Raw genomic sequence first — 12,545 nt, forward strand, 5'->3', positions numbered from 1 at the left:
GAAATGGAAGCCTTTTTCTTTTTAATCAAATAGAGCGCAGGATTCATATCCGCCGCGGCGGACACGGGTTCAACTCCTCCCGAAATCTTCGGGACTCCAAAGGCTATCAGAAATGGAAGCCTTTTTCATTTTAATCAAATAGAGCGCAGGACACATATCCGCCACGGCGGACACAGGTTCAACTCCTCCCGAAAGCTTCGGGACTACAAAGGCTTTCAGAAATGGAAGCCTTTTTCTTTTTTTAACGCTGTATCAATCTTAAAAAGAGGAGATTATTTTCCTATTTTTAAAGGATGACATCACCCAAAATAAAGAATCCCCCTACTCTATTTTTTGATCAACTCAAATTCCTTGGACCAGGATTTATTCTTTCTGCCTCTATTGTCGGTTCAGGTGAATTAATCGCCACCACAGTTCTTGGTGCTACAGGAGGCTTTATTACATTCTGGGTAATTCTGGTTAGTTGTTTTGTTAAAGTAGCTATTCAGTTAGAATTTGGCAGGAATGCTATCATAACCGGCAAACCTTTAATGGCCTCATTTTCCAGACTTCCAGGGCCTGAAAACTGGGCAGTTTGGACCACATTTATTTTAACACTTTTCAAAATCATCCAATTGGGAGGCATGATCGGCGGTGCAGCAATTGCCTTAAATATGATTTTACCTCAGCTTTCGCCAGTTGTCATCGCATTTTTATTAGGAGCAGTTACCAGTTTACTCATCTATCGTAATTATTACAGAATCGTAGAGAGGACTTCCATGTTAATGGTCCTTTGTTTTACATTATTCACTTTAGCCTCTGTTATCGCACTGCTATATAGTCCCTTTGCATTTTCAATTTCAGATATATTGAGTGGCTTAACTTTCCAATTACCTTCCGAATTGATTTTTGTAGCAATTGGTGCTTTTGGAATTACAGGCGTGGCCAGCGATGAAATTATTGCCTATTCGTATTGGTGCTTAGAAAAAGGCTATGCCAAATACACTGGTAAAAGTGATGGAAGCCCTGAATGGAGACATCGAGCGGAAGGGTGGATTAAAGTCATGTATTTAGATGCAATTGTTGCGATGTTTATTTATACCCTCGTCACGGCTGCATTTTACCTTTTAGGAGCCTCCATTCTCTATGGAAATGAAATAATACCAAGTGGAAACGAACTTTTAGAAACTCTTGCGAATATCTACACCAAATCAATGGGCGAGCAAGTAAGTCTCATCTATATTATTGGAGCGTTCTTCGTCCTTTTTTCCAGCGTTTTCGCAACATTAGCCTATTGGACCAGACTTCTTCCCGATGTATTTGGACGATTTGGATGGATCAATTGGAAGGATCCAAAATCAAAAAAATCAGCTGTAGCAATCCTCGCTTGGGTTCTGCCTATTCTATGGTCATTGGCTTTTGCATTTATCAAATTGCCCGCATTTATGGTTCTTTTCGGAGGAGTGGTAGGTTCTGCATTATTGCTGTTAGTAGTTTTTGCTGCAATCCAATTCCGAAAAAACAATAGCAAGTTTCAATTAGCTTCCAGTTTATCTTCTGCCATTCTTTTTTGGGTCAGCGTGCTTTCTATTGGCTTGGTTTCGGTTTATGGAATTGTGAAGCTTTTCTAAGAGAATTAATATCAGAAATCCCCTCCTATTGTTTTATCTTTTCTAGTATCAACACCATATCATGATCCATATTGTTTTCAATTTCTAAAGTAGAGCCTTCTGCATTTAATGTTCCATCACTATAGGTATTAGTAATTGGGTTAAACCAACGAATTTGATATAAATCTTTATTTAAGTTATATAGCTTAATCACCTGTTTTACTGGAGAATAAACCATAATTTTAGAATGATCCTCATTGGCCACCACAGCAATAAATTCATCAAATTTGTCATCTCCTGGTTGCTCGACCAATAAATCATTTGCAGGTTTAAAAGTCCACCAATCAAACTGATTTATGAATTCATTTAAATAGCCTATTTGCTTACTTCCTTCGAAATCCAAGCTTTCCTTCCAGCTGTGAGTGCCAATAGCAGATTCATGATTTTCTATATCTTCCCCTTCCCTCAGCCAAGGCCAGATCCCATTGGCTCCATAGGTAATCCCCGAAGGAGGAGCCGCAAAAACACTCCAGTAGGAAGCATTTCTAACGTCTTTTGCTGTGATCTTAAAAAATATTTCCTCGTAATTCGGCTCCGTATTAATCAGAGGCATGGGACGAAGATTATACCACTGATTGACGATAGGTCCTTTATTGATCCAGTTAACAGTGTTTTCTGAATTGCTATGAGAAGATTGATAAGTGATCAGATCGTACCAATCCTGATCTTCATAAATATCCCCAATCCAGCTCAATCCATGTGGGTGCAAGGTGACTAATCCTTGATGTTTTCTTTCTCCAAAAACCTGAGAACCGATGGACTTCCATCGATCTTCCAAATCCCCATAATACTTCCCATCGCCTCCCAAAGTCCATAAAACATGATTTCCCTGATATCTGGCCACTATATATTTGGCCAATAAAACGGCTTCACGGATCGGAAGATAGTAACCTGGACTCAATTCGGTAGCTTGGCCAAATGGAAGTGCCCATAAAATTACAGGTGAGACTAATAGCCCTTTTTGATTGGCTTCTTCTATTTTTTGATCGATCCTTTCGAAGAACTTGGGATTGATAGAGATTTTCCCTGAACCGGTAAAAGCCAATTCTCCTTCTGCATTTGCCGATCCACCTCTCCATTGGGTAGTTACTAATTGAATGGTATTGTAATGATGCTCTTTTCTATGATTTAAATAGTAAGTCCATTCCTCATCAGTCGATCTCAAAGCTCCATTCCAAGCAGTACAAGCGGTCCAAAAATAAGGAGTCCCATCCGCATGACTCAAATGGTAGGTCCCTTTGTTATGAACAATATTCCCTTTTTTTAATAAATCAAGCTCACTTTCATTCTCTATACATTCAAAAGTTCCTTTTACCTCATGTAATCCATTATTTTCTTTGTCAGATGAAGTGGTTTGGAATGTCCAAGTACCAATCTCATCAGGCATAAATCTGACTTTCCAGGTAGTTCCTCCATCCCAAAAGCCTCTGACGGTTTTTACTCTTTCTGAAGGCGAGGTAAAAGTGATATCAAAAACCCCAACCTCATAAATAGGGTTTTCATATTCCTTTGAACTCGAAAAACTGTACTCAAAGCGATCGTATTTTTTTGTTTGGGCGAAAGAAAAAATGTGGGATGCGAAGAGGAAGGCTATTCCTAGACAAAATACTTTAAGGTTCATATGTTATGGGCTTATTGAAAAACAGATATCTGGAAATCAAAAGTTAGAAAAAATGGATCAAAAATGCTTAAAAACAAAAAAGCCTTCCCGAGGGAAGGCTTCTGCAAAATAAGGTAGTGCAACCTTATTTTACTCTTTCAACTACAGCTTTAAATGCTTCTGGGTGATTCATAGCTAAATCAGCCAAAACCTTACGGTTAAGTTCGATTTCTGCTTTTTTCAACAATCCCATTAATTGAGAGTAAGACACACCGTGCTCTCTAGCACCGGCGTTGATACGCTGAATCCACAAAGCTCTGAATTCTCTTTTCTTCGCTTTACGGTCTCTGTACGCGTACTGAAGTCCTTTCTCGTACTTGTTTTTGGCTACAGTCCAAACGTTGCTACCTCTTCCGAAATAACCTCTAGTGGCCTTTAGCACTTTTTTTCTTCTTGCTCTTGACGCTACCGCGTTTACTGATCTAGGCATAGTTTTTTGTTTTTTGACGCTTGGTGCTCCGAGCTATTCGGAATCTTGTTAACCAAAGTGTCTGGTGAATAAATAAACCTTAATTAATTTTTAAAACAGGTTGATCAGATTCTCAACATGTCTTTTACTCTACCTTCGTCAGAAGTGTGAACTAGACCAGCTTTGGTTAATTCTCTCTTTCTTTTAGTAGATTTTTTCGTCAGGATGTGGCTTTTGAAAGCGTGTTTCCTTTTGATTTTGCCGGTTCCCGTTAAAGCGAACCTCTTCTTTGCACTTGATTTGGTTTTTACTTTTGGCATTTTGCTGTATTTATTTAGTTGAAATTTATTTTTTACCTGCCTTCGGTGCAATAAAGATGTTCATTCTCTTTCCTTCCATTTTAGGAAGCTGCTCCACTGCTCCGTATTCTTCCAGAGCCTGAACAAATTTCAATAACAGCATCTCTCCTCTTTCTTTGAAGACAATCGTACGGCCCACGAAGTGTACGTAAGCTTTTACTTTTGCCCCTTCTTTCAGAAAGTTGATCGCATGCTTTACTTTGAAATTAAAGTCATGTTCATCGGTATTAGGACCGAATCTGATTTCTTTCAAAACAACCTTTGCAGCGTTGGCTTTGATTTCCTTCTGCTTCTTTTTCTGCTCGTATTTAAACTTCGCATAATCAAGAATTTTACAAACTGGTGGATCAACATTTGGAGAAATCTCAACAAGGTCCAGATCATTTTCCTGAGCTAGTTTGATTGCTTTGTCTGTTGGAAGTAATGCGTTTCCTCCTTCTACGAATTCACCCACTACTCGCACCTCTCGCGCTCTGATTTTCTGGTTTACTTTATAAGGTTCCTCTTGTCTACCTCTGTATGGTTGTCTGTTGTTTCTCAAGTTTGATTAGATTGTTTTTTTATGAAATTGCCTGCAAATATCGGAATAATTTCTAATTAAGAAAAACTTATTCGATTATTCACAGATTATGACTTTTTCAAAGAATCCGAAATAATTCCCTGAAAGTACGCTATAAACTCCTCCGGAGAGTAGTTACCCTTGTCGCCTTCACCATGTTTTCTGACTGAAAGAATCCTTTCTTCCTGTTCCTTTTCCCCCACAATCAACATAAAAGGTACTTTTTTCACTTCAGAATCCCTGATCTTACGACCAATTTTTTCATCTCTATTATCAATTGATCCAGTTATACCGGCATCTTCCAAAATAGCTTTTATTTCCTCCGCATACGCTACATACTTTTCAGAAATAGGTAGAATATTGATTTGCTCTGGAGAAAGCCACAATGGGAAATTACCCGCACAATGCTCAATTAAAACTGCCACGAATCTCTCCAAAGAACCAAATGGTGCTCTGTGGATCATCACTGGTCTATGCTTCTGGTTATCCGATCCGATATATTCCAATTGGAAACGTTCAGGCAACTGATAATCTACCTGGATAGTTCCCAACTGCCATTTTCTTCCCAAGGCATCTTTGACCATAAAATCCAGTTTAGGACCATAAAAAGCCGCCTCGCCAAGCTCAGTAACAGTTTCCAACCCTTTCTCAGCTGCTGCTTCAATAATCGCAGATTCCGCCTTGTTCCAAGCCTCATCCCCTCCTATGTATTTAGCAGGATTTTCTGGATCTCTCAAGGAAATCTGTGCCGTATAATCCTCAAAACCGAGCGCTTTGAAAACATACAATACCAAATCAATCACCTTGATAAATTCTTCTTTCACCTGATCCGGACGACAGAAGATATGCGCATCATCCTGAGTAAATCCTCGAACGCGGGTCAAACCATGCAATTCACCACTTTGCTCATAGCGATAAACAGTTCCAAATTCTGCATATCGAATTGGCAACTCTTTATAAGAGTGTGGCTTATGCTTGTAAATCTCGCAGTGATGCGGACAGTTCATCGGCTTCAATAGAAACTCTTCACCTTCATGAGGAGTTGCAATTGGCTGGAAAGAATCCTTTCCATACTTCTCATAATGACCTGAAGTTTCATACAAAACTTTATGCCCAATATGAGGAGTAGTCACCTGCTGATAGCCAGATTTATCCTGCGCCTTTTTCATGAAATTGATCAGACGCTCTCGCAATAGGGTTCCTTTTGGCAACCAAAGTGGAAGCCCCATTCCTACTTTTTCAGAGAAAGTGAACAATTCAAGTTCTCTTCCGAGTTTTCTATGGTCACGCTTTTTCGCTTCTTCAATTAGCGCTAAATATTCAGTAAGTTCCTTGGCTTTAGGAAATGTTACTCCATAAATACGGGTCAACATTTTACGGTTTTCATCCCCTCTCCAATAAGCACCGGCGATATTTGTCAGCTTAACAGCTTTAATAAAACCTGTATTTGGAATATGTGGCCCTCTACATAAATCGGTAAAGTTTCCTTGCTCATAGAATGTGATAGTACCATCTTCCAAACCTTCCAAAAGATCCAGTTTGTATTCATCCCCTTTTTCCTGGAAATAAGCTACAGCATCCTTTTTGGAAATTTCTTTTCTGATGTACTCATTCTTCTCACGAGCCAGCTCCACCATTTTCTTTTCAATGGCTTCTAATTCAGACCCATCCAAGGTTTTGTCCCCAAAATCGACATCATAGTAAAAACCGGTCTCAATCGGAGGACCGATACCGAATTTAATACCTGGATGCAAAGCTTCAAGTGCTTCTGCCAATAAGTGAGCGGAAGAATGCCAGAAGGTGTTTTTACCCTCTCCATCGTTCCAGGTCAATAATTGAACACTTGCATCTTCAAAAATAGGTCTAGTGGCATCCCAAACTTGACCATTTACTTTGGCTGCTAGAACATTCCTGGCTAAACCCTCGCTGATACTGGCAGCAATCTGTAGACCGGTTGTTCCTTTTTCAAACTCCTTCACAGTGCCATCCGGAAGGGTGATTTTAATTTGTTGTGACATTTGTAAATTTATTTCTGCCCATACAAACAGGCATTTGGTTTAAGTTGCAAATATGCAAATAGGCTTTGCAACCAAAAAATTTATGGGAAAGGAATACAAAAAAGAAACGTTATTTCTTCGGAGTATAAATAATAAGCACAGGGTTTTCGGAATCTTTGGCTGCATAAGCTGCTTGAGCTAAGTTTTTACCCTTTCCTTTTATATATTCTTCAAAAGCTTCCGGCCCTAGTTCTTCCTTCTTTTTTTCTAAGATTTCATAAAGATCCTTGCCAGAGATTCTTAGCCCAACTTTATTTTCATCATATCTATAATTAAATAAATGAGGATTATACCCCTCATCCAAATCATTGATTATTCCGTAATCAAGTACTTCCGTCTTTTGAGTTTTCCTATCAAAAATTACATTAAACATACGACCTTCAAACCTGAAATCTGAATAGAAATATCGCTCTGTAACAAACCAAAAATTAGGTACAAAATGGAGTTTTGCTTTTTTGTTAATAAAGTCCATTCGCTCCATGGTTTCCAAATCATCCATTTTCATCTTATACTCAGAAATATCTTGGCCATAATTCCCAAAGTCTAAAACCATTTTTGGAGCATACACATTTTCCTCCAACTTATATATGGTATCCTGAAACGCCATGCTGAAATAAACTTCTTCGGAATTGTCTATGAAATTATCCCGACTAGAATAATTACCATAATACTGGTCAGTTTTTTTCGGGAAATAAAATGTGGTATCCTTAAAACTCGAGTTGAAACTTAAGACCAAAAAATCTTCAGCTTGATGATGTGCTTTAAAAAAATAGTGCCTGTTGGTTGATTCTAAAAATACTCCGGCAGTTAAACTACTCTTCAGTTTTTCTTCTCTCAATAAATCTCCTTCAAAAGAAAACCACATCAATTTTGGTGGGTAAACTCCCAAGACTAAAACTTCATCATTAACAACAATAAAATTATCAAGGTCTAAATATTTCCCTGGCCCTTCTCCATATGCTCGGATTTTTGATAGGTAATTGCCCGATTTATCAAAGATCTTGATGCAATGGCAGCCAAAAATATCCAAGGTCAGGATTTTATCTTCATGAAAAATAATTTTGTGTAATCCACCGCTTAATTGAGCATCCTCTGAATCATCTTTTAACCAGATATATTCGATTTCTGGCTCAAAAAATTCTGATAGTTTCCCTTCTCTGGCTTCAGAGAGATCAATTTTGATGATTTCTAATCCATCACTTTGTTCATCTGAACTTTCCTTTTCTGAAGTACAGGAAACAAAAACGCTAAATATAAGGAGAAGTAAAAAAGAAAGGCTGCTTCATTATATTTTGATTGTTTCATTATTCGCTAAATGGTTCTTTTAAAATGGGGATCAAGCATTTTAAGTATAAAAAGACAATTGGTTTAAAAACTCTTTCCAAAACTCAATCCTGCAAACCTTGGCTCAAGGTTCCAAGTTTTGCCTTCTCTAATTGGAATATTAATTAATGGAGTATATCCTACTCGAAAAAAAAATCCCCCTTCAGGCTTCTGGTATCTATATCCAATTCTAACAGGAAGGATTGCACCAAAAACCACCTTATCGACTGTTTCAAATGTTTCCTGGTCAAAATATAAACTACTGCCTAAGTAAGAAGTAACTCCAGCTCCCAATTCCAAATGGTGGTTTGACCTACCATAGAACGCGGTTAGTTCAACTGGAATAGCAGGGAGCCATCTTGTATTAGAACCTGATCCTTGATACCACATGGAAAATCCTGCACTTGCACTTAGCTTTAGCTTCCCTTTTTGATGGAAAACCCTCCCATAGGTAAAGGCATACTGACCCGCATTCCCTCCAAGATCTAGATAAACTGCATTTTTTGCAGTAAAGGTCACTGCCTTAGTTTGAGCCAGACTTTCGTTAGAAAAAGAAAAAAATAAAGCACAAATAATGGCTAAAAGTGGGTTGAATAAAGTTCTTTCATTTTTCATTCAGCTAAAATAATAAAAAATACTACAGTATTATCTGAGCACTGATTTTTACTGCAAATGGCTTTGCTTCAGGACTATCCAAATAAGTCATCCGATGGAAAAAGTCTACTCGGAAGAATTTAAAGATATTTTCTATTCCATAGCCCAATTCCACATAGGGTTTGGTAGGATCTAATCTTCCGAAAGTCTCCAAAGGATTTCCTTCCGGATCGATATTAGGCACATTGCTGATATTTTTATCCTGTACCGAACCAAACAATACATTGGCATTTGCCACAGCTCTCCATTTCAATTTCTTGATTGCTGGAATCTTATTTAGCAGGAAACCTTCAAAGAAATGTCTATATCGCAAGCTTACATACTGATCTGAAGCAAATTCATTGAAATTCATGGTATTAAACGCTGCAGAAGTATAGAATAGGGTCTCGTTCCCCAAATGGTTTTTGAGGATAGGATAAGGCACCTCTCCAAATACTTTCCCAGCGTCCAACTCATACCTGGAAACTCCCAGCATACCCATATTCAAACGTTGATAGAGGTAAAAGCTCAACTTATCATAGGTCAGATCCCCTCCTAACCATCGTAAGCCTCTGGCATAATTCACCTGAACAATCGGCCACTTGGATGGACCAAAAGAAACCCGCTCATTGTCATTGATAATGATAATTTCATCCCTACCATAGCGCAAAGCAAACCTTGCCTCGGTAGTCTCAAATCTGGATCGGTAATCCCTTGTGTCTTTGTCCAGATAATAAAAATCAAATAATGGATCAAACTGGGAAACATTGGCATCCGCACTAAATAAAAGACCTTTGAATAATTCTCTCTGGAAGTTTAACCGATGATTCGTCGTTATATAAGGTCTTCGCAAAGTACCGAATCTACTAGCTGCCAAAAAGATGCTATTTCCTTCCAAACTGGCTATTTCCAAACCCACTTGATCAATCTCTCTTTGAGATGTCAAACTCATCGTTGTCCAATGAGCCCTATCCAAAATCCTGGTGGCTGAGGCTGTATATTTAAACCGTTCATCCTTGAATCCATAGGCCAAATAGCCTTGCAGAAGCCATTTTTTACTAAAATCCGCATTGGTACGAAATCCCATTCCAAGACGTATTCCTTCCACATTATTATAGTTGAAAAACCCGGGCCAAGGTCCTACATCAATTTTCCCATGCTTTAAATAACCTGTAGCAAAGAACTTTAAGCCTTCGGAATAAAACCTGACAATTGGGATTTTCTTTAAGGTATCCACCATTTGAAGCACCGCAAGATCTTCCGCACTCAATGGATCCTGCCTGTTTTGCCGCCAAAACTCATCTGTGGCCTGATCAAAATCCGGTTTTAATTCTACAGCCTGATTAAAGAATGATGTTGGTTCTGGTTCCCCCAGTTTCACACTATCGGAAGAGGTATAAAACTTAGCCAATAAACCGGCTGTTTTTGGCGTCACCTGCCCTATCTTGATCAAAATCCTACTTTTGGATGGGATCAAAGGACCTGCCGTGGTGGGCACCAATTCCTGCTGGATTTTAATCCGCTCCACAAAATTCAAATTGGTCTCTTTTGGAATCGTCAAATCCACCTGCTTCAGCGCATAAGTCTCCTTATTGATCCAAATAGTCCCTGAAAAAGCCAAATCCTGCTCTCTTCTCGGGTAAACTTGCAGTTTATAGCAACTGTCTTGTCCCACCAAAACTGAATCCAGCAAATCATAATCATAAAAGGCTTTCCACCCATCGGCAATTGGAGAGACAAAATCCTTTTCCAGAATATTCAGCCAGTTTTTATAAAAGTTATATTCCTGAAATACTGATCCGGTAATCTGGGAAGTAGTGGAACCATCAGTAATCCCCACTCCGGTTACTTTGGATTTTTCTACAATTTCTTTCCGAAGTTCAGGGTTATTTCGGTAGTAGAATTTGGAAAGTGTCTCTGAAAAAAATACGGGCAAAATCTTCTCCCCTTCATCATTGGTCAACTGCTTAATACTATCCAAAACAGAAGTGACTTTCTGCACAGATTTTCTTTGAGAAAACTCCTCAGAAACATGATCAATATCAACTTCTATCTTCGTATAGTTCTTTGTTTCATAGGCATTTAAACTCCTCTTATCAAAGTCTTTTTTACGATCCACAGCTTTCCTTATTATATCAAATGCCGGATTCTCTCCTGATTCAAAAACAAAAGCTTCCATCTCAAAATCAGAGGGTCTCAACTGGAAATTCAGCGTTTGTTCGGCTGTATTTGCAAGAGCTTTGGACTGGGTTAAATATCCAATGTAGCTAACTAAAATACTATCAGGAAGTGACTGGGAACTCAAGGAATAATTCCCCTCAAAATCGGTATTCATTCCGATAGTGGTGCCTTTTAGTAAAACTGAGGCAAAAGGGATTGGATCCCCAGTTTCGGCATCCGTAACCTTACCTTTTACCAGAAATTGTGCAGAGGCTTCTGTCAAAAACAGAAAGGAAAGTAAAAAAAGAAGTGTTCGGATCATTCGTTGGTGATTTCCAAAATCAAAATCGGCTGCAAGATAAATTCTATACATGAGGAAATCATTCAAGTTTTGTTAAAAATTCACAATGCATAATTTGAGAACTCACAGGAAGCTCATGAAAATGGGATTTGGCCTTGTATATTTGGGGCACAAAATAATTGAATATGATATACGACATTGTTATTGTTGGAGGTGGAATCGTTGGATTGGCGACAGGATTAAAAATCCAAAAATCAAACCCTGCTTTGAAGATTGCTATTCTGGAAAAAGAGGATCAACTCGCCAAACATCAAACAGGAAATAACAGTGGTGTGATCCATTCTGGCCTTTATTACAAGCCTGGATCATTAAAAGCGACCAACTGTATCAATGGCTATCATGAATTGATTCAATTTTGTGAGGAGGAAAAAATCCCATTTGAAATCACGGGAAAAGTTGTTGTAGCAACCCGTCAAGAACAAATTCCTTTATTAAATACACTTCAGGAAAGAGGCCTTCAAAATGGATTGACCGGGACAAGATCCATTACAATTGAGGAGTTGAAAGAATACGAACCACACTGTGCCGGAGTGGCAGCGATCCACGTTCCGCAAACTGGAATTGTCGATTATTACAATGTGGCTTTGGCCTATGGCCGAAAAATTGTTCAAGGTGGCAGTGAAATATTTTTAAATCATAAAGTTCTATCTATCAACCACAAGGAATCAATTAATTACATTGAAACTTCAAAGGGAGAATTCAAATCCAAGCTGGTAATTAACTGTGCTGGACTTTACTCCGATAAGGTGGCTCAAATGAATGAAGAGTCTCCTATTGATGTTAAAATCATTCCTTTTCGAGGAGAATATTACAAGTTAAAAGCAGACAAAGAGTACTTGGTTAAAAACCTTATTTATCCTGTTCCGGATCCCAACTTTCCATTTTTAGGCGTGCATTATACACGTATGATGAAAGGCGGAGTAGAAGCAGGACCCAATGCTGTGTTAGCTTTCAAAAGAGAAGGATATAAAAAGTCCCAGATCAATTTATCAGAATTGGCGGAAAGTTTAGCTTGGCCAGGGTTCCAAAAAGTAGCTGCAAAATACTGGCAAACTGGATTTGGGGAAATGTATCGATCTTTCTCTAAGGCAGCATTCACCAAAGCTCTTCAGGAGTTGATCCCTGAAATCCAATCTTCTGATTTGGTTGATGGCGGCGCAGGTGTACGTGCTCAAGCTTGTGATAGAACTGGAGGACTTTTGGATGATTTTGCCATTAGGGAGTCTAAATATGCCATCAATGTGCTTAATGCCCCTTCTCCTGCAGCGACGAGTTCGCTTTCCATCGGTGGAACTGTTGCCGAATTAGCGCTGAAGAGGTTTTAAGGATTTTCTAAAAAATATTCCCGCAAAGGCGCTACGGCGCAATTTATCTC

The 12,545-nt window shown here is 38.7% G+C and carries 10 protein-coding genes; 2 read left to right on the top strand and 8 right to left on the bottom strand.

Annotation, left to right across the window (positions count from 1 at the left end; genetic code table 11):
- Positions 1-293 precede the first annotated feature (293 nt).
- Positions 294-1,610: an Nramp family divalent metal transporter gene (locus FHS59_RS20010; RefSeq protein WP_184497415.1), complete on the top strand. Its 1,317-nt coding sequence runs from the start codon at positions 294-296 to the stop codon at positions 1,608-1,610.
- A 25-nt stretch (positions 1,611-1,635) separates the two neighbouring features.
- Here the strand turns inward: FHS59_RS20010 and FHS59_RS20015 are convergent, their stop codons facing one another.
- The 8 genes from FHS59_RS20015 to FHS59_RS20050 form a co-directional block, all read right to left on the bottom strand.
- On the bottom strand, positions 1,636-3,270 hold the full coding sequence (locus FHS59_RS20015; protein WP_184497417.1) for an apiosidase-like domain-containing protein: 1,635 nt from the start codon (positions 3,268-3,270) through the stop codon (positions 1,636-1,638).
- Positions 3,271-3,394: 124 nt separating this feature from the next.
- A complete protein-coding gene (rplT, locus tag FHS59_RS20020) occupies positions 3,395-3,739 on the bottom strand; it encodes a 50S ribosomal protein L20 (RefSeq protein WP_026951716.1) in 345 nt (114 codons plus the stop codon).
- Between the two features lie 104 nt (positions 3,740-3,843).
- Positions 3,844-4,038 carry a 50S ribosomal protein L35 gene (rpmI, locus tag FHS59_RS20025; protein WP_184497419.1) on the bottom strand — a complete coding sequence of 65 codons (195 nt, stop codon included), beginning with the start codon at positions 4,036-4,038 and terminating at the stop codon, positions 3,844-3,846.
- Positions 4,039-4,063: 25 nt separating this feature from the next.
- On the bottom strand, positions 4,064-4,618 hold the full coding sequence (gene infC, locus FHS59_RS20030; RefSeq protein WP_074224012.1) for a translation initiation factor IF-3: 555 nt from the start codon (positions 4,616-4,618) through the stop codon (positions 4,064-4,066).
- Between the two features lie 86 nt (positions 4,619-4,704).
- Positions 4,705-6,654: a threonine--tRNA ligase gene (thrS, locus tag FHS59_RS20035; RefSeq protein WP_184497422.1), complete on the bottom strand. Its 1,950-nt coding sequence runs from the start codon at positions 6,652-6,654 to the stop codon at positions 4,705-4,707.
- Positions 6,655-6,763: 109 nt separating this feature from the next.
- Complete coding sequence (locus FHS59_RS20040; RefSeq protein ID WP_184497599.1) at positions 6,764-7,948, bottom strand: 6-bladed beta-propeller; 1,185 nt, start codon at positions 7,946-7,948, stop codon at positions 6,764-6,766.
- 113 nt (positions 7,949-8,061) lie between these two features.
- A complete protein-coding gene (locus tag FHS59_RS20045) occupies positions 8,062-8,631 on the bottom strand; it encodes a hypothetical protein (RefSeq protein WP_184497424.1) in 570 nt (189 codons plus the stop codon).
- A 22-nt stretch (positions 8,632-8,653) separates the two neighbouring features.
- Positions 8,654-11,182: a DUF5686 and carboxypeptidase-like regulatory domain-containing protein gene (locus FHS59_RS20050; protein ID WP_246388525.1), complete on the bottom strand. Its 2,529-nt coding sequence runs from the start codon at positions 11,180-11,182 to the stop codon at positions 8,654-8,656.
- Between the two features lie 113 nt (positions 11,183-11,295).
- Here FHS59_RS20050 and lhgO point away from each other — a divergent pair, with 113 nt between their 5' ends.
- Positions 11,296-12,495, top strand: a complete 1,200-nt coding sequence (gene lhgO / locus FHS59_RS20055; RefSeq protein WP_184497426.1) for an L-2-hydroxyglutarate oxidase — start codon at positions 11,296-11,298, stop codon at positions 12,493-12,495.
- Positions 12,496-12,545 lie beyond the last annotated feature (50 nt).

This window comes from Algoriphagus iocasae, assembly GCF_014206875.1.
Taxonomy (GTDB): domain Bacteria; phylum Bacteroidota; class Bacteroidia; order Cytophagales; family Cyclobacteriaceae; genus Algoriphagus; species Algoriphagus iocasae.